This is a genomic window from Mycobacterium sp. 2-64 (assembly GCF_035918375.1).
Taxonomy (GTDB): domain Bacteria; phylum Actinomycetota; class Actinomycetes; order Mycobacteriales; family Mycobacteriaceae; genus Mycobacterium; species Mycobacterium intracellulare.
The window spans coordinates 5519398-5541974 of sequence record NZ_CP142361.1; the positions used below are offsets into that span (position 1 = coordinate 5519398).

Below are 22577 nucleotides of genomic sequence, written 5' to 3' on the forward strand. Positions count from 1 at the left end.
CCTGCCGGCGTCGGGCGACACGCCACTGGCTTTCATGGATAACTGCTGATATCCATGCACTTTGCCGTCACGAGGGCCGTCGCTACAGCCATCCGCCTGATGTCCGATCGTCAACACTCCTGGTGTACACCGCAATTCGCGAATCCGATACGTTGCCACCGAGAGCGAGTAGGTTACAGCCGAGGGACGCGCTAACGCTTAGGTCAGTTAACGATATTCCCATCTTTATGGCGGATCCGCCATTTCTACGTCACGAAGATGGGAATTCCGCCATCTTGGATGGGAACCTACAAGAACCTACAGACGTCGGACGTCACCGCGCCATGTTGGCGAAGCGCGAGAGGTGCAACTGGTGCGCAACGGTCACCGTCTTGGTCGGGCCGTTACGGTGTTTGGCGAGAATGAAATCCGCCTCTCCCCCGCGCGGATCGTCCCTTTCGAATGCGTCCGGCCGGTTCAACAGAATCACCATGTCCGCATCCTGCTCCAGCGATCCCGACTCACGAAGGTCAGACAGCATCGGCTTCTTGTCGGTGCGCTGCTCGGGACCGCGATTGAGCTGGCTGATTGCGACCACGGGAACCTCGAGCTCCTTGGCCAAAAGCTTGAGCTGGCGGGAGAATTCGGACACCTCGAGCTGTCGCGACTCCACCTTCTTGCCCGACGACATCAGCTGCAGGTAGTCGACCACCACCAAGCGCAGGTCGGCCTTCTGCCGCAACCGGCGCGCCTTGGCGCGGATCTCCATCATCGTTAGGTTCGGCGAATCGTCGATATAAAGTGGTGCCTCGCTGATTTCGCTCATCCGCCGCGCCAGCCGCGTCCAGTCTTCGTCGCTCATCCGGCCCGAACGCATGTCGGCGAGTTTGATTTTCGCCTCCGCCGACAGCAACCGCATGACGATCTCGGACTTGCTCATCTCCAGCGAGAAGATGACGCTGGCCATGCGGTGTTTGATCGAACACGACCGCAGGAAATCCAGGCCGAGGGTGGAGTTATGAGTAGGGACCATCGCCCTGCTCGCCAGATACAGGTGACTGTCGTTGTCCACTTCGACACAACGCACGGCAACCGTATCGACCGGGCGGACGTCCACAATGAAGCGTGATCCAGAACGCGTAGTGCCGGCTACAGCGCGGCGCTCTTTGTGCGCTAGGGCCTTTCGCTCCAACGCGAACACTTTGTCTTCCGTCGAAAAAGTCAGGGTGTAAGCGATGCTGGACGCTTCATTGCGCCCCCGGACGCGCTTGGCCGAGGTTTGGCAGCGATAGCCGAGGCTGACGATAAGCTCGGCGACATCGCACACGAGCCGCTGGTTGGTGACCGAAAACTGCACGGCACCACCCGCTGTCACCGTTCCATCGGTGTCGAGCAAGCCGGCGAGTAGCGCGCGCCGCTGCGTCTCGGATCCCCGCAGGTATTCGGTCGGGATGTGTTTGTTCCCGAGCACGCCGATTGTGCGCAGGCGCGCCTGCAAGGTACCCACAGTCGAGTGACATTTCTGGCACAACCGCAGCCCCGCGGATGGCCCCCCGCAGCGAACGCAGGTGGGGCCCGGCACCGGGGCGGAGACAAACCGTGCCCGGCCACCGCACGATCGTCCACAAGTCCGTACCTGACTAGTTTGGGGAATGAACGACTTGCCGCATACCACGCACTGGCGCGGAGCCTGTTCGGCGCTAGCCGGGAGTCGCAAGTGGTACCGATACCGAGCGGATTCCGACGGAACCGCCACAATGCCGTCCGCTTCGATCCGCATGATGATCTCAGGATCGGCCGCGGTGATCTGGGCTGCGGCACTGGTGCCATCCCCGAGCCAGGCGCCGAGAGTGTAAGGGGGCACCAAGAACTCGCGATCCGGCAGGTCAAGTGCGCGCGCATTGACCACGCTGTGGTTCAGTCGCCGGTCCAGAGTGGGGCAACGCAAGGTTCCGGCGATCTCGGCCGTCGTTCGCACCGCCGCGAAGGTGCGCTGATTCTTGTACCGGTTGTAGCCCGCGGCGGCCGCCTGCGCGGACTTCCGGGACGCACGTGTCTCGGTCAGCCACTGATGCGCGGCGTCGGCGACGATCACCGTCCCGTCGGAGAATTCCACTTCGTAGCATGGCCGTCCCAGCAGCACCTCGGTGGCGGCGACCACCCGCGTCGGCTTCCCATCGGCGCCGAGCAGCTCATCGCCGACCGCGACATCGCCCATCGTCGTCCACCCGGTCGGCGTGGGCAGCGGCGTATCCAACGCCAGGGCCTTCCCGACTCCAGGCCTGGCCGCCACAATGATCATCTGCCCGGCGTGCAGACCGTTGGTCACCTCGTCGAGTTCGGTGAAACCCGTCGGCACCCCGCGCGCCACGCCGCCGTTCGACGCGATGGCGTCGATCTCGTCCATCGTCGGCTGCAGCAGATCCTCGAGCGGAACGAAATCCTCCGTCGTCCGCCGGTCGGCCACCTCGTAGATCTCGGCCTGCGCGCGGTCGACCACCTCGGCCACATCGGCACCCTCGGCGCCCGCGTAGCCGTACTGCACCACACGGGTTCCGGCCTCGACCAGGCGCCGCAGTAACGCCTTCTCGGCGACGATGGTCGCGTAGTAGCCCGCGTTGGCCGCGGTGGGCACCGTCGAGATCAGCGTGTGCAGATACGGCGCGCCGCCGATCCGGCGCAGCAGGTTGCGGCGGTCCAATTCCGCGGCGACCGTGACGGCGTCGGCCGGCTCACCGCGCCCGTACAGGTCCAGGATCGCGTCGTAGACGTTCTGGTGCGCGGGGCGGTAGAAGTCGCCGGGCCGCAGCCGCTCGAGCACGTCGGCGATGGCGTCCTTGCTCAGCAGCATGCCGCCCAACACCGCCTGCTCCGCCGCCATGTCCTGCGGTGGCTGACGCCCGAAGTCCTCGCTGGGCGACGACGCATCCATGCCCGACGTCAGATCATCGACGACCGCCATGGATTCCCTTCTCCCGCGCTCCACTCATCCGAACATACATTCGACAACCGACATTGAGGGTAGGTCAAGGTCCTGACACCTTCGCCTCAGAGCGCCCACACGCTCGGCGCCGGGACGACGTTAGACGTTGCTGGCTACTAGGTAAAAGGGGTGCTGTTCATGAAGCTGTGCATCGTGTGTGCATATACATCGACACCTGTGTTGAGCGGGGTGTGGAGAACCTGTGGATTAAAGCAAAGGGCCAGGACATAGGTGCAGATACCGGCCATACAACGCCATGAAAACCATGTGGACAAGAATCTCTACGGCGTGTCGGGCCGGGTTACGGTCCCGGGCGTGTTGGCTTTCCGCCATATTTTCCCAGCGTTACGGGCCGGTAACGCGGACCGTTCGGATGCGGCCCAGAAATCGTTCGCTACGGAGCACGTCCGCGACCACCCGTGGCAAACAACGGCCGCAAGCCCGCAGCGCAAAAAGCCCGGCGGCGGCCGATCAAGGCCACCGCCGGGAATGAGCAAATGTCGGGTGCTTAGCTCTGCGCGACCACTTCGAGCGCGACCTCGACGTCGACCTCGGGGTGCAGGTGCACCGCCACCGGGTGAGTACCGAGGGCTTTGATGTGCGACTTCGGCAGCCGGACGATCCGTTTGTCCAGGTTGGGACCGCCGGCCTTCTTGATCGCGGCGACGACGTCGCCGGCGGTCACCGAGCCGAACAGCTTCCCGGAATCCGCCGCGGTCTTCACCGGCAGCGAGACCGGTCCCAGCGCCTCGATCGCCGTCTTGAGTTCGTTGGCGTGGCCGAGGTCGCGCACCGCCTTGGTTTCGCGGGCCCGGCGGATGTCGTCGGCCTGCTTCTGCGCGCCGCGCGAGGCCACGATCGCCAGTCCGCGCGGGAGCAGGTAGTTGCGGCCGTAGCCATCCTTGACCTCGACAGTGTCGCCGACGGTACCGAGGTGGTCGACGTCAGCCGTCAGAATCAGCTTCATCGTTCGTAACTTTCAGTTGGCCTTCGACGCCTACCGCGCCGAGGAGGTGAAGGGCAGCAGCGCCACTTCGCGGGCATTCTTCACCGCGATGGCGATGTCGCGTTGGTGCTGCACACAGTTGCCGGTGACGCGACGCGCACGGATCTTGCCGCGCTCACTGATGTAGGTGCGCAGCAGCGCGGTGTCCTTGTAGTCGATCGCTTGATCCTTCTTGGCGCAGAAGACACACTTCCGCGCCTTGACCGGCTTTTCCGGAGCCGGGCGCCGCTTGTTGGACTTGGCCATGTCTGTCTTTCTTTCCCTTTTCTACTGCTGAAGTTCTTAGAAGGGCGGTTCGTCGTCGCCGCCGCCGAACGAGCCCGATGCCGGCGCGCTGCCCCACGGGTCGTCGGCCGGTGCGCTGGTCGCGGGCGCCGCCTGCTGGCGGGATCCACCGCCGCCACCACCGCCGAAGCCGCCGCCGCCACCGCCACTGCGCGAGGCCTTGTTGACCTTGGCCGTGGCATAGCGCAGCGAGGGGCCGATCTCGTCGACCTCGACCTCGACGACGGTGCGCTTCTCACCTTCGCGGGTCTCGAACGAACGCTGCTTGAGCCGGCCCGTGACGATCACACGGGAGCCGCGGGTGAGGCTTTCGGCGACGTTCTCGGCGGCTTCCCGCCAGATGTTGCATCGCAGGAACAGCGCCTCGCCGTCCTTCCACTCCCCGCTCTGGCGGTCATAGATCCGAGGCGTCGACGCCACCGTGAAATTCGCGACGGCGGCACCCGACGGAGTGAACCGCAGTTCTGGGTCTGCGGTCAGGTTTCCGACGACGGTGATAGTGGTGTCACCAGCCACAGTTTCCTCCTCGTTCCACGCTGTTGCTCGCCGCTCCGGTAGTGGATGTCATGAGCGTGTCCTCGCTGAGCCTACGCAGGTGCGCCCCGCCGTGGGTCCACGGCGCGGCCACGATTGTTAGTGCTTGTCGGTGCGCATCACCTTGGTGCGCAGTACCGACTCGTTGAGGCTCAGCTGGCGGTCGAGCTCGGACACCGTCGCGGGCTCGGCTTTCAGGTCGACGACGACGTAGATGCCTTCGGCGTGCTTGGCGATCTCGTAGGCCAGCCGGCGCCGGCCCCAGATGTCGACCTTGTCGACGGATCCGCCATCCTTGCGGACGACGTTCAGGAACGTCTCCAAGGACGGGGCAACGGTGCGCTCGTCGAGCGTGGGGTCAAGAATGACCATGATTTCGTATGGACGCATGGAAACCTCACCACCTCCTCTGGTCTCAAGCGGCCACGGTCGATCCGTGGCAGGAGGGTCGCCTGCGTCGGCAACCGCCCCAGGCTACCGGATACCGGGCTGACCAGAAAATCCGCGCGACGGCGCAACCCCGCTACCGCCGGGCGGCCATGTATTCCTTGACCCTGGCCAGCGTCGCCGGATCGGCCTTGGCGAGCGCACCGGAATCGAATGGCGGCTGCGGGTCGTATTCGATGAGCAGCTGAGCGGCCTGCGCGGCCTGGCGGTCGACGAGCAACTCCACCAGCCGCAACGCCATGTCGATGCCGCTGGACACCCCGGCCGCGGTGATGATCCGCTGCGGCAGGTGCTCGACGACCCGCTCGGGCACGTAGCGCGCGCCCAAATTGTTGAGCAGGTCGGCGGCGCCCCAGTGGGTGGTGGCGGTCAGCCCCTCGAGCAGTCCGGCCGCAGCCAACAGCAATGAGCCGGTGCAGACCGAGGTGGTGAACCTGGTGTTCGGATGCACCGCCCGCAGCCAGTCCCGGATGGCCTCGTCGTGGATCAGTTGGCGGGTACCGATGCCGCCGGGAAACACCACCACTTCCGGGGCGCTCACCTCATCGAAAGTGGCGTCGCAGGTGACGCCGAGCATTCCGTTGTCGCTCCGCACCTCACCGCGGCGGTGCCCGACGAACACGACCTCGATCGACGGAATGCGTTGCAGCACGTCGTAGGGCCCCACCGCGTCCAGAGCGGTGAAGCGCGGAAAGATCGGGATGGCGACCTGGGTCATGTCATGGCGCCAGTGCCGGTTGTTCGTCGGCGTCCTCGGGCACGGGGGCGCTCGCGCGGCGTGAGCCCACCGGCCGCAGCCAGCCCGGCGGGGCGTCGGGTGCGCGGTCGAACGGCCCGCCCGCCGGGTCGTCCACCCGTCCGCCCCAGCGCACCAAATCCTCGTCGGGCCGGTAGATCTGGCGGATCACCAGCGCGCACAACGCGATGACCGCGACGTCACGCAACAGCACCGTGGTGGTGAAGAACTGCTCGGGCAGCGAACGATTGGGATTGCCGTACAGGTAATACATCCGCGGCACCCACACCAGCGCGTCGATGGTCATCCACGCCAGCAGCACCCGTCGATGCGGCAGAGCCAGCACCGCCAGCGGCACCAGCCACAGCGAGAACTGCGGACTCCACACCTTGTTGGTCAGCAGGAAAGCAGCCACCACCAAGAACACGACCTGCGCCACCCGCGGTCGCCGCGGAGCGGTCAGGATGATGAATGCGATTGCCGCACAACACGTCACGAACAACACCGCGACGACCGTGTTCAACACCGTCGGCGGTTGCCAGAAACCCAGCTTGGGATCGAAACCCCGCCAGCCGGTGAACGACTTCACGACGTTGTACAACGAGTCCATGTCGTCGCCGCGTCGCGTATTGAGCCGGAAGAACTCCGACCATCCGCGCGGAAAGAACACCAGCACGGGCAGGTTCACCAGCAGCCAGGTCACCACGGCCGCCGCCGCGGTGCGGCCCCACGCCCGCAGCCGCCCGGTCCGGATTCCCAGCAGCAGCATGGGACCCAGGAACAGCAACGGGTACAGCTTTGCCGCCGCCCCCAACCCGATTAGCACACCGGCCAGCATCGGCCTGCGCCGCGCCCAGGCCAGCAATCCGGCCATCGCGAAACCCGTTGCCAGCGCGTCGAAGTTGGTGAAGATCTGAAAGATCAGCACCGGCGACGCCGCCACCAGGGCCGCATCCCAGACCCGCCGCCCGGCCAGGCCCGCGGACGCCCAGACGGTGGCCAGCCAGGCCAGCGCGAGTCCGAACGCCGAGACGTTGAAGAACATCACGACCTCGGCGACCACCGGAAGCGGGGCCAGCTTGCTCAGCGCCGTGTAGGTCTTGGCCAGCGCCATCGACACGTACTGGTACATCCCCGTCAGCACGGGATACTCCATGTACCGCACTGCGGGCCGGCCGTCGTAGCGGATCTGCTGGGCGCCGGTGGAGTCGGTCTCGATCCAGCTCGACTTGTACGGAAATTTGCCCTGGCTCAACAACTCCGCGCCGTAGAGCGGCACCGTGTCGGAATAGCACAGCTCGTAGTAGGCGCGCTGGTTGTCCCAATTGGCCACGCGCTGATCGCCGGTGCCGGTGCCGGTGCTTTGCAGGCAGGCCGCCTTGGTCGACCAGCCGAGCGCCAAAAAGACCAACCCGATCAGGAACATCACCCGCAGCGGCGTCATCAACCGAGCGCGGCCGATCAGCGCGTGCCGGCCGACGGGACCCCCGACGACGTCGGCGAGCGCGGCGCCCAGAAAGTCGGTGCGGCTCGGGCAGTCTCGGTTGTCGGCGCTGCGTAGGTCCGCGGCCAACGGCCGCGGTGAAATGGTGGCTCCGTGTTCCGCGTCCCCGGTCACGGCGGCGGGGGCGGCGCTTGGGGCCCACCCGGCGGGACACCGCCGCCCGGCTCCGGAGCGCCCGGCGGGCCGCCGCCGGGCGGCGGTGGCGCGAGCGTGATCGTGGTGGGCGGGCCGACCGGGATGGTGATGCCCGGCGCCACTTCGATGGTGGGCTGAATGACGGTTTCGGCCGGCGGCTTCGGCGGGGGCGGCGGCGCCGGCACGCCCGCGTAGCCGCCGATCTCGGTCGGCTTGGGGAAGGATTCGTTGGAGGTGCCCTTGAGCGCGCCGTCCATGGTGGCCTTCCAGATATCCGATGGCAGCCCCGACCCATAAACCGGTGCGCCCGAGGCCGTTACGAGCGGTTCGTCGCCTTTGGCGGTGCCCAGCCACACGGCCGTCGACAGCGATGGCGTGTAGCCGACCATCCAGGCGTCCTTGTCCGAGTTGGTGTCACCCAGCTGCGTGGTGCCGGTCTTGGCCGCCGATGGCCTGCCGCCGGCGAGGGCGTGGCCGCGCGAGTAGCTGGCGATCGGTGCCATGGCGGCGGTGACGTTGTCGGCGACGGCCTTGGGGATGCGCTGCTCGCCGTTGTCCTCGGACTTGCTCGCATCGAACAGCACCTGGCCGTCGGAATTGACCACCTTCTGCACGAAATGCGGCCGATGATAGACGCCGGAGGCGGCCAGCGTGGCATACGCCGAGGCCATGTCGATCACCCGGGTTTGATACTGGCCCAGCACGATTCCGTTGTTCGGTGGTCCACCCTTGCCGTCCTCGGACAGGGTGTGGGGGACGCCGGGGAAGCTTGTCGCGACGCCGGCCCGGTGCGCGGCGTCGGCCACGGCCTGCGGTCCGCCCTTGAGCTTGAGCATCAGCCGGTAATACGAGGTGTTCAACGATTGCTTGAGCGCCTGGGCGATGTTGCACGTCCCGCAGCTTTCGCCCTCGACGTTCGTGATCTTGATGCCGTCGACGGTCAACGGCGAACTGTCCACCTGATAACCCAGGCCGATCCCCTGCTCGAGCGCGGCGATCAGGCAGAACACCTTGAACGAGGAACCGGTCTGCAATCCGGCCTGAGCGAAGTCGAAGCCGTTGGCGTCGCTGCCGCCGTAGTAGGCGCGGATGGAGCCGTCGTGCGGATCGACCGACACCACCGCCGTGCGCATGTCGGGGTCTTGGCCGTCGAGGTATTTCGACACGGCCTTCTCGGCGGCCTGCTGGGCCTTGGGGTCGATGGTGGTGGTGACCTGAAGCCCCTGGGTGTTCAGCGTCCGTTCGTCGATGTTGAACAGATCCATCAGTTCTCGGGTCACCTGGCGCTCGATGAGCCCGTTGGGCCCGGTCGTCTGGTTCTGTGCGCGCGCCTGATCGGGCGGCACGGTCTGCGGGAACACCTGCGCGGCACGGTCGTTCGACGACAGCGCCTTGGTCTCCACCATGCCGTCGAGCACCCAGTTCCACCGCGCCAGGGCGCCCTTGGGGTCGACGGCCGGGTCCAGGGTGGAGGGCCGCCGAATGAGGGCCGCCAGCAGTGCCCCCTCCGATACGGTGAGCTGCTCGACCGGCTTGTCGAAGTAGGCCTTCGATGCCGCGGAGATGCCGTACGCGCCGCGCCCGAAGTAGATGATGTTCAGATAGGACTGCAGCACTTCGTCTTTGGACCACTCCCCCGACATCTTGGTGGCGATGACCAATTCCTTGGCCTTGCGCATCAGGCCGCTGATGCCGTGCTGCGCCGACCCGACGAGGGCGTTCTTCACGTATTGCTGGGTGATCGTCGATCCACCCTGCAGGTCCCCGCTGCCGAAGAGGTTGTTGTTCACCGCCCGCGCGAAGCCGCTGAAGTCGAAGCCGGGGTTGGAATAGAAGTTGCGGTCTTCGGCGGCGATCACCGCCTGGCGGACGTGCACGGGCACTTGGTTGAGGTTGACGTCGACTCGATTGCCTTCCGGCGGAATGATTTTGGCGATCTCCGAGCCGTCGCTGGCCAGGATGGTCGACACCTGGTTGGTGCGAAGGTCCCCCGGCTTGGGAATGTCGACGATGAAGTACGCCATCGCGAAGGTGACGATCGGTAACAGCACCAGCACGGCCGCACACAGGTAGGCGGCGCGGCGCACCCACAGCCAGTTGATCTGCTGGGTCCAGGCCCAGTCGCGCCACGGTCCGGCCGCCCGCCTGCCGGGTCCGCCGGATCCGCCGGGCCGGCCAGGCCGCGGCGGCGGCGGAGGTCCGCCGGGTGGGCGACCTCCGGAGCCGGCGCGCTGCTGCCGGCCCGACGCCGGCCCGCGGCTGTCCAAGGCGGCCTTGACCTCGTCGATCGCGTCACGGCGCAACGGCGTCGACGGTGGGCCCGCCAAGGCGGCTTTGACTTCGTCGATCGGGTCGGAGCGCCGCGGCGCCTGGTCGTCTCTGACCGCCGGCAGGATCGTGGTCAGGCGATCGTCGGGCGGCCCCTGCCGGCGGCGGTTGGACGGTCGCGGCGCATTGCGCTGTCCGGGATCCTGCGGACGGTCGTCGTTGTCGCGGTTGCCCACCCGCTCGGCCCCTGGCCCACGTTGGTCACCGGACGACTGGCTGTGCCGTCCTTCGTCATTCGAGCTCATTCAGTGGCCGTGCGGGCGCCGTTGCGCGCCGCCCGCGAGCGCCCGCTGCCCCTGGGAGGAGATGCCGGGCGCGCGGCGCCGAGCACGTATGACTTGACGAGGTGGTTCCAGCTGCACGTGCGGCACACCTCCACCACGTGGACCGCGAACTCCTCGAAGCGGGTGGCCAGCATCACCAACTCCTCGGCGGTCCGCGCCGAGCCCGAGACCGGGCCCAGGTGTTCGCCGAACACCCACGAGACCAGGGTCAGCTGCTCCTTGCGGCAGATCGGGCACATGACCTGGCTCGGTTTCCCGTGAAACTTGGCGGCGCGCAGCAGATACGGGTTCGCGTCACACACCTCGGACACGCCCGTCCGGCCCGAATACACCTGGGCCAGCAGTGAGCGCCGCCGAAGCGCGTAATCCACCACTTGTCGCTGCAGTCGCACGCCCACCAGAGTACGACGCCATCCCGACCAGTGATACGCAACCAAAACTGTGGCGGCCCTGCCGCGGTGCTCGGTGTCGGTTTCTGCGCCCAACGCGAGCCGGACTTCTACGATCATCCCGTGGCGAAATGGCTGGGGACACCGCTGGCCGGCGGGTTGACGGCGACCACCCGCGCCAGGGACAGCGACCGTCAGGACACCTGCACGATCCTCGACAACGCGCTGAGCGACGGCGAGGTCTCCGCCGAGGAGCATCGGGAAAGGGTCAGCGCGGCCACCAAGGCGGTGACGCTGGGCGACCTGCAGGCTCTGGTGCGCGATCTGCAGTCCAACACCGGGCGGGAACTGCCCGCCCTCGACTCGCGGCCCCGGCGGCCGCGGCTGGCCGGGTGGGGCGCACCGGCCGCCGCCTTCGTCGTCTCGGTCCTGCTGGGCATGGGGATCGGATGGGGCCTCTACGGCAACACCCGCTCGCCGCTGGACTTCACCACGGACCCGGGAGCGAAGCCCGACGGCGTCGCCGCCGTGGTCCTGACGCCGCCGACGCAACTGCACTCGGTCGGCGGGCTCACGGGATTGCTCGAGCAGATGCGCAAACGGTTCGGCGACACCATGGGCTACCGGCTGGTGATCTACCCGACGTATGCGGCGTTGGACCGCCCGGACCCCTCCGACGACCGGCGAATCCTTGCTTACACCTACCGGGGCGGATGGGGCGATCCGACCAGCTCGGCCAAGAGTTCCTCGGACGGTCCGGCGCCGGTCGACCTGAGCAAATTCGACGTCAACGCGGCGGTGGGCATCATGCGCGGCGCCCCGCAGACCCTGCGCATGAAGCCGTCCGACGTGAAATCGACGTACCTGATCGTCGAGCCGGCAAAAGACCCGACCACACCCGGGGCGCTGACGCTGTCGCTCTATGTCTCCAGTGACTACGGCGGCGGCTACATCGCATTCGGCGGTGACGGCACCGTCAAACAGATGAGTTTGCCCACGTAACGCCCCGTCCCCCCGGCGTAACTCGACCCCCCGGTGGGCTGTGACGAACTGCAAACCAACACCGAGTGGTGTTGTGGCTAATATATCGGGACGATACGATTGCGCGAGGCGTCGGACCGTCGTAACTAGCCATGCAAACCGTCTTGTGAGGGGGTGAATCGATGCTGGAGCTTGCCATCCTGGGTCTCCTCATCGAGTCGCCCATGCACGGCTACGAGTTGCGCAAACGGTTGACCGGTTTACTCGGCGCGTTCCGGGCGTTTTCGTACGGTTCGCTCTACCCGGCCCTGCGTCGCATGCAGGCCGAAGGGTTGATCGCCGAGGACGCCGCGCCGGCCGGGACGCCTGTCCGGCGGGCCCGGCGCGTTTACCAGTTGACCGACGAGGGCCGTCGGCGTTTCGGTGAGCTGGTGGCCGACACCGGTCCGCACAACTACACCGACGACGGCTTCGGGGTACACCTGGCCTTCTTCAACCGGACTCCGGCAGAGGCGCGGATGCGCATTCTGGAAGGCCGCCGCCGTCAGGTCGAGGAACGGCGGGAGGGTCTGCGTGAAGCCGTGGCGCGGGCCAGTAGCTCGTTCGACCGCTACACCCGCCAGCTTCATCAATTGGGGCTCGAGTCCAGTGAGCGCGAAGTCAAGTGGCTCAACGAGCTCATTGCTGCGGAGCGGGCTATGCCCGGCCTCTCCGAGCAAACATAATCCCCCGCACGAACCCAGCATCCAGTCAGAGGTCAGAGGTTAGGAGAACGCCCATATGAGTGAGCAGAACGCGCCGCTTGCGTCGACGGAGGTACGAGTCGCCATTGTCGGCGTCGGTAACTGCGCGTCTTCGCTGGTTCAGGGCGTGCAGTACTACTACGACGCCGACGAGAACAGTACCGTGCCCGGCTTGATGCACGTGAAGTTCGGCCAGTACCACGTGCGCGACGTGAAGTTCGTCGCCGCGTTCGACGTGGACGCCAAGAAGGTCGGGTTCGACCTGTCCGAGGCCATCTTCGCCTCGGAGAACAACACCATCAAGATCGCCGACGTGCCGCCCACCAACGTGACGGTGCAGCGCGGCCCGACGCTCGACGGCATCGGCAAGTACTACGCCGACACCATCGAGGTGTCCGATGCCGACCCCGTCGACGTGGTCAAGGCGCTGCGCGAGGCCAACGTCGACGTGCTGGTGTCCTACCTGCCGGTGGGCTCGGAGGAGGCCGACAAGTTCTACGCCCAGTGCGCCATCGACGCCGGCGTGGCATTCGTCAACGCGCTGCCGGTGTTCATCGCGTCGGACCCGGTGTGGGCCAAGAAGTTCGCCGACGCGGGTGTGCCGATCGTGGGCGACGACATCAAGAGCCAGGTCGGCGCGACCATCACCCACCGCGTGATGGCCAAGCTGTTCGAGGACCGCGGCGTGCAGCTGGACCGCACCATGCAGCTCAACGTCGGCGGCAACATGGACTTCCTCAACATGCTCGAGCGCGAGCGGCTGGAGTCCAAGAAGATCTCCAAGACGCAGGCCGTGACCTCCAACCTGCAGCGCGAGTTCAAGACCAAAGACGTGCACATCGGCCCGTCCGATCACGTCGGCTGGCTCGACGACCGCAAGTGGGCCTACGTCCGGCTCGAGGGCCGGGCCTTCGGTGACGTGCCGCTGAACCTGGAGTACAAGCTCGAGGTCTGGGACTCGCCGAACTCCGCCGGCGTCATCATCGACGCGGTGCGCGCCGCCAAGATCGCCAAGGACCGCGGCATCGGCGGCCCGGTGATCCCGGCGTCGGCCTACCTGATGAAGAGCCCGCCGCAGCAGCTGCCCGACGACATCGCGCGCACCCAGCTCGAAGAGTTCATCTCGGGCTAACGCTCCTTCCTTGCTCCGCGAACGTCGAGTTGTTGCGGCGACACGCCGTGCAGGCGGCCAACAACTCGACGTTCGGCCGGGGGTGAGGGCGTACCTCGGCGGGGGTTGAGGGCGCACTTCGGCCGGGGTTGAGGGCGTACCTCGGCCGGGGTTGAGGGCGCAATAGCCGATTCATCGACACAACGCTGTGCGGGTGCTTAGCATCATCTCTCGATGACCGTTCAACCCGCGGCGTTCCTCCGCACGACGCTGCCCCTCGACCTGTCGCGGCTCGGCGAACTCGACAGCGGCCGCTACCACTCGATTTGGCTGCCCGACCATATGGTCAGCTTCTGGCCCGACTCGATCTGGACTCCCGAGTTCACCGACCTGGCTACCGCGTCCCCATCGCCGCACCGTCACCTCGACGGGCTCGCGGTCGCGGCCGCGGCGGCCGTGCTGACCGAGCGGGTGCCGATCGTCAGCGCCGTGGTCGACACCGTGCGCCGCCATCCCGTGATGCTCGCACAGACGGCGCTGACCATCGATCACCTCGCCAAGGGGCGCTTCATCCTCGGCCTGGGCAGTGGCGAGAGCGAAAACACGCTGCCCTACGGTTTCGACTTCTCCCGTCCGGTCAGCCGATTCGAGGAGGCTTTGACGGTGATCCGGCTGCTCTGGCGCAGCGACGGGCCGGTCGATTTCGACGGCCAGTTCTACTCGCTGCACCACGCCCGACTGGACACCGAACCCTACGAAGGCCGGCCTCCGCAGATCTGGATCGGCGCCAGCGGCCCGCGGATGCTCGACATCGCCGGCAGGCACGCCGACGGGTGGTGGCCGGCGGGCGCCTGGACTCCCGGGCACTACGCCGAGATGCTCACCGCGGTGAGGACATCCGCGGAACGCGCCGGCCGCGACCCGATGGCGATCACACCGTCGTTCATCCAGGTGTGCCTGATCGGCGAGGACGACGCGGCCCTCGCCGAGATCCTGCAGGCTCCCCTGGTCAAGGCGTTTCTGCTGCAGGTGTCCGCGAAGACGTTGCGCGACTTCGGTTTCGAACACCCCATGGGCGACGGTTGGCGTGGCTTTCAGGACATCGACCCCGCGGTGCTCACCCGGGACCGCATCGTCGAGTTCCTGGGCAAGGTGCGGCCCGAGATGGTGCTGTCCGTCGTGCCCCACGGGACACCGAAAGAGGTCGCCAGAATCGTCAAGACCTATATGGACGCCGGCCTGCGCGTACCCAAGATCCTCGACTACGGCGCCATGGCCGGATTGGCCTACGCGCAGACCTCGGCGGCGAACGTCCGTGCCGCCGAGGACGAACTCATGCGGCTCTGCGGAGACCCGTCGTGACAACGCTTTTGGACGCCGCAGAGTTGCTCGCCGCCGCCGAGGCCGAAACCGGACTGCACGACTACGGCGACCCGACATTGCCGGAGCGCTTCGCCGTCGCCGTCGACCATCTCAACGGCCTCGGCCTGGACGCCGACGGCAGATTCGAAGCCGCGCAGGTATGTCGATGGCTGCTGACCTCGCGGCTCGAACTCATCGAAGACCGCAACCGATACCCGATCGCCGAGGAAGTGATCGATTCGCCGATGTTCGTCACGGGCGAACCACGCTCGGGGACAACGCTGATGCACGCCCTGATGTCGGTCGACCCGGGCGCTCGGGCGCTACGGTTCTGGGAGGTGATGTATCCGTCCCCGCCGCCGGGACTCGCGGGACCCGACGACGAGCGCCGGGCACGCGCCGACGCCGACTGGCGCGAGATCAACGCGAAGATGCCCAAATGGCTGCGCAGCCATCCCTACAACGACATGCTGGGCGACGGCCTGCCCGAGGACGAACGCACCTGGGCGTTCGACTTCCGCGTCATGACACCCACCGCGTGGTGGCGGGTGCCCATGCAGTCACTGGTCGGCGGCCTGGCCACCGACCCGGCCGCACAGTACCGGCTACACAAGGCCATGCTGCAACAGCTGCAATACCGCAGGCCGCGAAAGTATTGGGTGCTGAAGGGCTTTCACGGATTCCGGCTCAAGGAGCTGTTCGACACCTATCCCGACGCGCGGATGGTCTGGTTGCACCGCGACCCCGTGCAGGTCGCCGCCTCACGCACCATGATGATGGCCGACATCGCCGAAGGCATGGTCGGCCCCGTCGACCTGCACGCCTTGGCCAAGATGCATCTGGAGTTGACGCGCGCCGGCGTCGCCAACACCATGAGCAACCCGCTGGTCGATGATCCCCGCATCCTGCACCTCCGCTACGCCGACTTCATCACCGATCACGTTGGCGCCGTGCGGCGTTACTACACGTTCTGCGGTCGCGAACTGACCGCCGGAGCGGAGGCGGCGATGCGCGCGTACCTGGCCGACAATCGCGGCGACCGCTACGGCAAGTTCCGCTACTCCACGCAACTGCTCACCGACATCGGAGAAGACCTCGACGCCCTGCACGCCGAATTCAAGCCCTTCCGCGACCGGTTCGGCGTCGCGATCGAAAACCGTGGCTGACATGACGGGCGCACACCAACGGCTGTCCGTCCACAACGTCACCTTCTACGGCGCTTCGCTGGCCGAGCTGCACGAGCACTGGGCGACGCTCGGCGTATCCCGGTTGAGCATCCTGGACGGCCAGCTGCTCGACCCGGAGTTGTCAAACCTGGTGCGGCACAACGACTATACCGTGGAGGCGGTGTACCACCTCTTCGCCGAGGGCTGCCTGACCTCCGACGCCCACGCCGCCCGGGATGCGCTGTCCGCCGTCATCGACGCGGCGGCCGAGGTGGGCGCGCACACGGTGTACATGCTCACCGGCGGACGCGGAGACCTGACCTGGAACCAGGGCGCCGAGCGCTTCTGCGAGATGGTCGCGCCGTGCGCCGCGCGCGCGAAGGCCGCCGGAGTGGCGCTGGCGATCGAGAACGCGTCCAGCCTGTACGCCGACATCCACCTCGCCCACACCCTGCGGGACACCGTCGCCCTGGCGGAGATGTGCGACCTACAGGTGTGCATCGACGTGTTTCACTGCTGGGCCGAAGGCGATTTCGATGCCCAGGTGCAACGGGCGCTACCGCGCACGGCACTCATCCAGCTGAGCGACTACGTGCTCGGCGACCGGGCGCTGCCGAACCGTGCGGTCCCCGGCGACGGCGCCATCCCCATCGAAACGTTCGTGGCCCGGGTGCTCGCCGGCGGTTACAACCACGGCTTCGACCTGGAGCTCATCGGGCCCCGCATCGACCGCGAGGGCAGGCTCGAATCGTCCCGGCGCGCATGCGATGTCGTCGGCGCGATGCTGGCCAGGCTGGGGGCGTGAGCATGGCCTTCGGTGACGGTCCGGACGACGCGGCCCTGCAGGAAGCCTGGACCGAATTCTGCGAGCGGCTGCGGCGTGCGGGCGAGCGCGTCTTCAAGGACCCCAACCCCACGTCGGGCAGTCATCGCGTCGACGCCTACCGGTTCCTCACCCAAAACCTCGGCCAGGCCTTCGACCTGGCCCTCGAAACTCGCGACACCGGCTACCCCGCGCTGCACACCTTCAGCGGCCCCACCCGCAAGCTCGGCGGTGACTGCGCCGACTTCACCTATCAACAGGCCTGGATCGACGGGCACTCGACCTACCGGCTCACCGGCACCCGCGGCACCGCGCGATTCTTCAACGTCACCGTGCAGGGCCGACGCACCCCCGGACCCGGCGTGCTGCACGAACCCTTCGGTGACACACCGGAAGCCAACCTGCTCGGCCATCAGCTCCGCACCGGCGAAGACAGGGCGTTCGAGCTCTACATCGGCGGTCCGGAGCGCGGGCCGAACTGGCTGCCCACCACGCCCGACTCACGAAAGCTGTTCATCCGCCAAGGGTTTGACCGCTGGGACGAGCTCCCCGCGCAGCTACGCATCGAGCGCGTCGACATGGCCGGCCCCAAACCGCTGCCCACGCCCGCCGACATGGTCGAGGCGATGCGGTGGGCCGGCGATTTCGTCACCGGCCTGATGTCGGATTGGCCCGAGTTCCCGTTCCAATACGGCGGCGTCGACGCCGACCACCCGAACAGGTTTCCCGGCGCCGGGGAGACCGACGCCGACACCAAGCGCGGCCGAGCCGCCACCAACATGTATTGGGAGCTGGCCGCCGACGAGGCGCTGATCGTCGAATTCGACGCCCACGACGGGTTGTGGATGTTCACCAACATGGGCGTCTTCTTCAACAGCATGGACTACCTGTACCGCCCGGTGAGCTACACGCCGAGCCGCACCAAGATCGACCGCGACGGACGCATCCGGCTGGTGATGGCTCACCGTGATCCCGGCGTGCACAACTGGCTGGACACCCAGGGCTTCGAACGCGGCAACCTGACCTATCGGCACATGCTCGAGGGCGAACCCGCCGCGCTGGACACCCGGGTGGTCAAGTATGACGCGCTGCGCGGCGCGCTCCCCGAAGGAACCGCCATGGTGAGCGCCGAAGAACGCGCCGCCCAGATGTGGGAACGCTTCCGCGGCATTCGCCGCCGCTATGTCCTCTAGAGCGGTCTAGGGTCAATGATCGTGACCGACGTATCTGAGGACGAGCTGGCGGAGCTACCTGAATTCGCGCTGTTGCATGAAAACGCCGAGCAGGCCGGGGTGTCCGGCCCGCTGCCCGACGTCGAGCGCGTCGAATCGGGCAACGGTGAGGGCAAGATCAGCGCGCTGCGCTGGGGCGGCGCCGCGCCGCGCATCGTGTTCATCCACGGCGGCGGACAGAACGCGCACACCTGGGACACGGTCATCGTCGGCCTCGGCGAGTCCGCGCTGGCGGTCGACCTTCCCGGCCACGGCCACTCCGCCTGGCGCGAGGACGGCGACTATTCGCCGCGGCTCAACGCCGACACCTTGCTGCCGCTCCTGCGCCAGCACGCACCGTCGGCCGACCTCGTCGTGGGCATGTCGCTCGGCGGGCTGACCGCGATCCGGCTGGGCGCGGTGGCACCCGAGCTGGTCAAGGAACTCGTGCTGATCGACGTCACCCCCTCGGCGCTGCAACGCCATTCCGAGATGACCAAGGAGCAGCAGGGCACGGTCGCGCTGATGCACGGCGAACGGGAGTTCCCCAGCTTCCAGGCCATGCTGGACCTGACGGTCGCCGCCGCGCCGCACCGCGAGGTGAAGGCGCTGCGCCGCGGGGTGTTCCACAACTCCCGCAAGCTCGACAACGGCAGCTGGACGTGGCGCTACGACGCCATCCGCACCTTCCCCGACTTCTCCGGCCTGTGGGACGACGTCGACGCGTTGTCCGCACCCGTGACGCTCGTGCGCGGTGGCAGTTCGGGCTTCGTCAGCGACGATGACGCGGCCGAACTCGCCCGTCGCGCAAAGCATTTCCGCGGCGCCCACGTGGTCGAGAACTCGGGGCACTCCGTGCAGAGCGACCAACCTCTCGCGCTGATCGACCTGCTGCGCGGGGTGCTCGACGCACCCTGAGCCGTCATGACCGACCACGACCGCAGCGCCAGGGCCTCCGGGCGGCCGCGTGACACCTCGATCGACGAGCGCGTGCTGTCGGTGACCCGTGACCTGTTGGTCGAGGTCGGGTGGGACGGGTTGAGCATGCGCCTCGTCGCGGTGCGGACCGGCGTCGGGCGATCCAGTCTGAATCGTCGCTGGTCGTCTAAGGCGGAACTGGTGCTGCACGCGATCCTCGGTGAAACCCCTGATCTGGCACCGTTTTCCGGTACCGATCTGGCCGGCTGGATCGACTGGGTGGTGCGCGGAAGTCACGAGCTGTTCGCCAGGCCCGACGTGCGGGCCGCGGTTCCGGGTCTGCTGTTGGCCCTCGGCGAAAACGACGACTTACGCCGGGATCTGTGGGCAAGGTTCAGCGGGCCCGCCGTGCAGCTTTTCGCCGACGACGTGCAGGCGACGACGCCCGCCAAGCGCCACCGAGCCGACGTCGACGCCCGGGCAACCCTGGCGATGGCGGCGGGGGCCGCGCTGTTCGTCACGACGGTCGCCGTCGAGGACGACTCCGAGATCCTACGAAACCGGATCGCGCAGCTGTTGATCACGGCCGTCGCCGCGTCGCACCCGCAATGATTCGACGATCGCGGCTTTCGGGGACCGCCACGCGATTCCGAGGTCGTCCACGGTCTTGCTGTCGTCGGTGGGGGTGGCGGCGGTCAGCAGCAGCGCGGCTTCGTAACTGAGGCCGTCGCCGAGCGCGATGTATCGGCCGGCGACGTCGGCCAGGCGGCCGACGCCGCGCAACGCGCCCGGCGATAGCCGCACGCGCCGCACCCGCCGGCCCAGCCCCTCTTCGAGCGCGTCGATCATCTCGTCGAAGGTGAGCAGCTGCCCACCGCACACGTAGCGGCGCGGGCCGCGGCCGGCCTGCATGATCCGCGCATGCACGTCGGCGACGTCTCGCACGTCGACCATCTGCATGCCGCCGCGCACCTTCGGTGCCACCGCCCACCGCACGATCGGCGCCCACCCTTGTTCGGTGACGCCGGGGGCGGTGCCGAAGGCCGGTCCCACGACGCTCGAGGGGTATGTCACCACGACGGGCGCGCCGGTCTCCTGCAACCGCCGGGCGACCCGGTCGGCGTACCCCTTGGTCTTCGCGTACGCGCTGCGGCCGCACGCCGTGGGCGAGTCGGGCGAAATGACGCCGTCGGGCGGCGGGAACAGCGCGCTGTAGCTGCTGACCAACACCACCGGGTCGAGCGCGAGGGCGACCGCGCGGGTCAGGATCGCCTCCGTCGCATAGGCATTGACGTCCCACATCAACTGCGCGCGGCGTTCGTCGGTGCCCACGACGCCGGCGGCGTGCAATAGGGCGTCGGCTCCGGCGAGAAGTTCCTCGACGGTCGCGGCGGACCTCACGTCACCGGTCAATACCGTCACGGGACCGAGCGCTCGTAGCCGGTCGAGGACGGCGGTGGGGTCGGTGGGGGCGGCCAACAGCTTCACCTCGTGACCGGCCTGGATCAATGCGCGCACCGTATGCGCGCCGAGATATCCGGTTCCGCCCGTCACGGCTACGAGCATGCGTGGTTCTCCGATCTGTGATCAGTCCGTCGTGCTATATTTCGGTGCCAATGGTATCGAAACTGGCATTCAGCCCGCTGCGGCTGGGTCCCCTCACCCTGAAGAACCGCTTCATCAAGGCGGCGACGTTCGAGGGCGTGATGCCGCGCGGCACGGTCAGCGACGCGCTGATCGACTTCCACACCGAGGTCGCGCGCGGCGGGGCCGCGATGACGACCGTGGCCTACTGCGCGATCTCCCCGGACGGCCGCGTTCACCGCGACACCGTCGTGCTGGACCGCGACCGCGTGCCCCAGCTGCGCCGACTGACCGAGGCCGTGCATGCCGCGGGTGCGCTCGTGTGCGCCCAAATCGGCCACGCCGGGCTGGTCGCCAACACGCTGTCGAACCGGACGCCGACCCTGGCGCCGTCCACCCGGGTGAGCGCGCCGGCCATGGGACTGGTTCGCGCGGCCACCGCCGAACAACTCGACGCGGTCGTCGACGGCTTCGGGACAGCGGCCCAAAACGCGGTCGACGCCGGATTCGACGCCCTCGAAATCCACATGGGCCATGGCTATTTGCTCAGTTCGTTCTTCAGCCCGAATCTGAACAGGCGCACCGACCGCTTCGGCGGCGACACCGTGCGCCGCGCCGAACTGGCCCGTCGCGTCGCCGAACGGGTCCGGGCCACCGTCGGCGACTCCGTTGCCGTCACCGCCAAGTTCAACATGGACGACGGGGTGCGGGGTGGCTTCTGGCTCGACGACAGCATCCCCACGGCGCGGCTGCTGGAGTCCGACGGGCACCTCGACGCGTTGCAGTTGACCGGCGGCAGCTCGCTGCTCAACCCGATGTACTACTTCCGCGGCGATGTCCCCATGGACGAATTCATCGCCTCCCAACCCCGGCCGGTCGGCGTGGGTCTGCGCGTGATGGGCCGGCGGCTGTTCCGGACCTATCCGTTCGAAGAGGCGTTCTTCTCAGCACTCGCGCGCCAGTTCCGCGCGGCGATGTCGATGCCCTTGATCCTTCTCGGCGGCATCAACCGGCTCGACACGGTCGAAGGCGCCCTGGCCGAGGGGTTCGAGTTCGTCGCCATGGCCCGCGCGCTGCTACGAGATCCCTTCCTGGTCAACCGTTTTCGAGAGGATTCCGCCACCGAAGGGTTGTGCATCCACTGCATGAAATGCATGCCCACCGTCTACAGCGGAACGCATTGCGTGGTGCGCGAACGGATCGAGGCGGCGCCGGTGGCCTGACGGGGCTTACGGTGGAGCCATGACTTCTGAGCTTCCTGTTCGTATCGGTGTGCAGCTACAACCCCAACACGCTCCGCAGTACGGTCAGATCCGCGACGCCGTGCGCCGGTGCGAGGACATCGGCGTGGACATCGCCTTCAACTGGGACCATTTCTTCCCGCTCTACGGCGATCCGGACGGCGCGCATTTCGAATGCTGGACCATGCTCGGGGCCTGGGCCGAGCAGACGTCGCGCATTCAGATCGGTGCGCTGGTGACGTGTAACTCCTACCGCAACCCGGAACTGCTCGCCGATATGGCCCGCACCGTCGACCACATCTCCGACGGGCGACTGATCCTGGGCATCGGTTCGGGGTGGAAGCAAAAGGACTACGACGAGTACGGCTACGAATTCGGCACCGCCGGCAGTCGCCTCGACGACCTGGCGACCGCACTCCCCCGGATCAAAAGCCGGCTGGCCAAGCTGAACCCGGCGCCCACCCGGGAGATCCCGATCCTGATCGGCGGCGGGGGCGAACGCAAGACGCTGCGACTGGTCGCCGAACACGCGCACATCTGGCACAGCTTCACCTCCGCCGACGAGTTCCCGGCCAAGTCAGAGGTCCTGGCGCGCCACTGCGCCGACGTCGGTCGCGATCCGGCCGGCATCGAACGCTCGGCGGCCGTGAAAAACGGCGGCGAACTGCTGGCCAACGCCGAAACGCTGGTCGGCCTCGGCGTCACACTGCTGACCGTGGGATGCGACGGCCCGGGTTACGACCTGAGCGACGCCGAAGCGTTATGCAAGTGGCGCAATAACCGCTGAATGGGCGGCCGCCGGCTTTGCTCCGGGTTCATTCGCCAAA

The 22577-nt window shown here is 67.3% G+C and carries 21 protein-coding genes; 11 read left to right on the forward strand and 10 right to left on the reverse strand.

What is annotated here, in order from left to right:
* Positions 1 to 313 precede the first annotated feature (313 nt).
* The 9 genes from dnaB to QGN31_RS25970 form a co-directional block, all read right to left on the reverse strand.
* Positions 314 to 2941, reverse strand: coding sequence for a replicative DNA helicase (gene dnaB / locus QGN31_RS25930; protein ID WP_014940938.1), 2628 nt, complete (start codon positions 2939 to 2941; stop codon positions 314 to 316).
* Between the two features lie 529 nt (positions 2942 to 3470).
* Entirely contained in the window at positions 3471 to 3929 is a 459-nt protein-coding gene (gene rplI / locus QGN31_RS25935) for a 50S ribosomal protein L9 (RefSeq protein WP_008262694.1), read from the reverse strand.
* A gap of 30 nt (positions 3930 to 3959) precedes the next feature.
* Positions 3960 to 4214, reverse strand: a complete 255-nt coding sequence (gene rpsR / locus QGN31_RS25940) for a 30S ribosomal protein S18 (RefSeq protein ID WP_003874730.1) — start codon at positions 4212 to 4214, stop codon at positions 3960 to 3962.
* A 36-nt stretch (positions 4215 to 4250) separates the two neighbouring features.
* Entirely contained in the window at positions 4251 to 4769 is a 519-nt protein-coding gene (locus QGN31_RS25945; RefSeq protein ID WP_008262692.1) for a single-stranded DNA-binding protein, read from the reverse strand.
* 117 nt (positions 4770 to 4886) lie between these two features.
* Positions 4887 to 5177, reverse strand: a complete 291-nt coding sequence (rpsF, locus tag QGN31_RS25950; protein ID WP_007771721.1) for a 30S ribosomal protein S6 — start codon at positions 5175 to 5177, stop codon at positions 4887 to 4889.
* Between the two features lie 133 nt (positions 5178 to 5310).
* Positions 5311 to 5952 (reverse strand): DJ-1/PfpI family protein, encoded by a 642-nt coding sequence (locus QGN31_RS25955; protein ID WP_014940937.1) that lies wholly within the window; start codon positions 5950 to 5952, stop codon positions 5311 to 5313.
* Between the two features lies 1 nt (position 5953).
* On the reverse strand, positions 5954 to 7588 hold the full coding sequence (locus tag QGN31_RS25960) for a glycosyltransferase family 87 protein (RefSeq protein WP_014940936.1): 1635 nt from the start codon (positions 7586 to 7588) through the stop codon (positions 5954 to 5956).
* Complete coding sequence (locus QGN31_RS25965; RefSeq protein WP_158020460.1) at positions 7585 to 10182, reverse strand: transglycosylase domain-containing protein; 2598 nt, start codon at positions 10180 to 10182, stop codon at positions 7585 to 7587. The genes QGN31_RS25960 and QGN31_RS25965 overlap by 4 nt, the downstream gene beginning before the upstream one ends.
* Positions 10179 to 10613: a DUF5318 family protein gene (locus QGN31_RS25970; protein WP_036389608.1), complete on the reverse strand. Its 435-nt coding sequence runs from the start codon at positions 10611 to 10613 to the stop codon at positions 10179 to 10181. Before QGN31_RS25970 ends, QGN31_RS25965 begins: the two co-directional genes overlap by 4 nt.
* Before the next feature lie 120 nt (positions 10614 to 10733).
* Between QGN31_RS25970 and QGN31_RS25975 the strand changes: the two genes are divergently transcribed.
* The 9 genes from QGN31_RS25975 to QGN31_RS26015 all read left to right on the forward strand — a co-directional run bounded on the left by QGN31_RS25975 (position 10734) and on the right by QGN31_RS26015 (position 19537).
* Positions 10734 to 11612, forward strand: coding sequence for a DUF1707 SHOCT-like domain-containing protein (locus tag QGN31_RS25975; RefSeq protein WP_026071086.1), 879 nt, complete (start codon positions 10734 to 10736; stop codon positions 11610 to 11612).
* A gap of 161 nt (positions 11613 to 11773) precedes the next feature.
* A complete protein-coding gene (locus QGN31_RS25980) occupies positions 11774 to 12316 on the forward strand; it encodes a PadR family transcriptional regulator (protein WP_003874738.1) in 543 nt (180 codons plus the stop codon).
* Between the two features lie 55 nt (positions 12317 to 12371).
* Positions 12372 to 13466: an inositol-3-phosphate synthase gene (locus tag QGN31_RS25985; RefSeq protein WP_008262662.1), complete on the forward strand. Its 1095-nt coding sequence runs from the start codon at positions 12372 to 12374 to the stop codon at positions 13464 to 13466.
* A 213-nt stretch (positions 13467 to 13679) separates the two neighbouring features.
* Positions 13680 to 14807: an LLM class flavin-dependent oxidoreductase gene (locus QGN31_RS25990; RefSeq protein WP_014940934.1), complete on the forward strand. Its 1128-nt coding sequence runs from the start codon at positions 13680 to 13682 to the stop codon at positions 14805 to 14807.
* Positions 14804 to 15973 carry a sulfotransferase family protein gene (locus QGN31_RS25995; protein ID WP_014940933.1) on the forward strand — a complete coding sequence of 390 codons (1170 nt, stop codon included), beginning with the start codon at positions 14804 to 14806 and terminating at the stop codon, positions 15971 to 15973. The genes QGN31_RS25990 and QGN31_RS25995 overlap by 4 nt, the downstream gene beginning before the upstream one ends.
* 1 nt (position 15974) lies before the next feature.
* Positions 15975 to 16778, forward strand: a complete 804-nt coding sequence (locus QGN31_RS26000; protein ID WP_014940932.1) for a sugar phosphate isomerase/epimerase family protein — start codon at positions 15975 to 15977, stop codon at positions 16776 to 16778.
* A gap of 2 nt (positions 16779 to 16780) precedes the next feature.
* Positions 16781 to 17989 (forward strand): DUF1214 domain-containing protein, encoded by a 1209-nt coding sequence (locus QGN31_RS26005; RefSeq protein ID WP_014940931.1) that lies wholly within the window; start codon positions 16781 to 16783, stop codon positions 17987 to 17989.
* A gap of 15 nt (positions 17990 to 18004) precedes the next feature.
* The gene (locus tag QGN31_RS26010) at positions 18005 to 18925 is read left to right on the forward strand and encodes an alpha/beta fold hydrolase (RefSeq protein ID WP_014940930.1); all 921 of its coding nucleotides are present in this window, start codon (positions 18005 to 18007) and stop codon (positions 18923 to 18925) included.
* A 6-nt stretch (positions 18926 to 18931) separates the two neighbouring features.
* The gene (locus tag QGN31_RS26015) at positions 18932 to 19537 is read left to right on the forward strand and encodes a TetR/AcrR family transcriptional regulator (RefSeq protein WP_043954190.1); all 606 of its coding nucleotides are present in this window, start codon (positions 18932 to 18934) and stop codon (positions 19535 to 19537) included.
* Here QGN31_RS26015 and QGN31_RS26020 read toward each other — a convergent pair.
* Positions 19478 to 20491, reverse strand: a complete 1014-nt coding sequence (locus tag QGN31_RS26020) for an NAD-dependent epimerase/dehydratase family protein (protein WP_043954188.1) — start codon at positions 20489 to 20491, stop codon at positions 19478 to 19480. The two genes, QGN31_RS26015 and QGN31_RS26020, sit on opposite strands and share 60 nt — an antisense overlap.
* A 50-nt stretch (positions 20492 to 20541) precedes the next feature.
* On the opposite strand from QGN31_RS26020, the gene QGN31_RS26025 reads away from it, so the two are divergent.
* Both QGN31_RS26025 and QGN31_RS26030 read left to right on the forward strand, forming a co-directional pair.
* A complete protein-coding gene (locus QGN31_RS26025; protein WP_014940928.1) occupies positions 20542 to 21732 on the forward strand; it encodes an NADH:flavin oxidoreductase in 1191 nt (396 codons plus the stop codon).
* A 19-nt stretch (positions 21733 to 21751) separates the two neighbouring features.
* Positions 21752 to 22537, forward strand: a complete 786-nt coding sequence (locus QGN31_RS26030; protein WP_014940927.1) for an LLM class F420-dependent oxidoreductase — start codon at positions 21752 to 21754, stop codon at positions 22535 to 22537.
* Positions 22538 to 22577 lie beyond the last annotated feature (40 nt).

Excerpts from the sequence above, each read along its gene's own strand:
- QGN31_RS26005 (WP_014940931.1), top strand. The coding sequence starts at position 16,781 with ATGGCCTTCGGTGACGGTCCGGACGACGCGGCCCTGCAGGAAGCCTGG.
- QGN31_RS26025 (WP_014940928.1), top strand. The coding sequence starts at position 20,542 with ATGGTATCGAAACTGGCATTCAGCCCGCTGCGGCTGGGTCCCCTCACC.
- dnaB (WP_014940938.1), bottom strand. The coding sequence starts at position 2,941 with ATGGCGGTCGTCGATGATCTGACGTCGGGCATGGATGCGTCGTCGCCC.
- rplI (WP_008262694.1), bottom strand. The coding sequence starts at position 3,929 with ATGAAGCTGATTCTGACGGCTGACGTCGACCACCTCGGTACCGTCGGC.
- QGN31_RS25955 (WP_014940937.1), bottom strand. The coding sequence starts at position 5,952 with ATGACCCAGGTCGCCATCCCGATCTTTCCGCGCTTCACCGCTCTGGAC.
- QGN31_RS25990 (WP_014940934.1), top strand. The coding sequence starts at position 13,680 with ATGACCGTTCAACCCGCGGCGTTCCTCCGCACGACGCTGCCCCTCGAC.
- QGN31_RS25985 (WP_008262662.1), top strand. The coding sequence starts at position 12,372 with ATGAGTGAGCAGAACGCGCCGCTTGCGTCGACGGAGGTACGAGTCGCC.
- QGN31_RS26015 (WP_043954190.1), top strand. The coding sequence starts at position 18,932 with ATGACCGACCACGACCGCAGCGCCAGGGCCTCCGGGCGGCCGCGTGAC.
- QGN31_RS25965 (WP_158020460.1), bottom strand. The coding sequence starts at position 10,182 with ATGAGCTCGAATGACGAAGGACGGCACAGCCAGTCGTCCGGTGACCAA.
- QGN31_RS26010 (WP_014940930.1), top strand. The coding sequence starts at position 18,005 with ATGATCGTGACCGACGTATCTGAGGACGAGCTGGCGGAGCTACCTGAA.
- rpsF (WP_007771721.1), bottom strand. The coding sequence starts at position 5,177 with ATGCGTCCATACGAAATCATGGTCATTCTTGACCCCACGCTCGACGAG.
- QGN31_RS25980 (WP_003874738.1), top strand. The coding sequence starts at position 11,774 with ATGCTGGAGCTTGCCATCCTGGGTCTCCTCATCGAGTCGCCCATGCAC.
- rpsR (WP_003874730.1), bottom strand. The coding sequence starts at position 4,214 with ATGGCCAAGTCCAACAAGCGGCGCCCGGCTCCGGAAAAGCCGGTCAAG.
- QGN31_RS26020 (WP_043954188.1), bottom strand. The coding sequence starts at position 20,491 with ATGCTCGTAGCCGTGACGGGCGGAACCGGATATCTCGGCGCGCATACG.
- QGN31_RS26030 (WP_014940927.1), top strand. The coding sequence starts at position 21,752 with ATGACTTCTGAGCTTCCTGTTCGTATCGGTGTGCAGCTACAACCCCAA.
- QGN31_RS26000 (WP_014940932.1), top strand. The coding sequence starts at position 15,975 with ATGACGGGCGCACACCAACGGCTGTCCGTCCACAACGTCACCTTCTAC.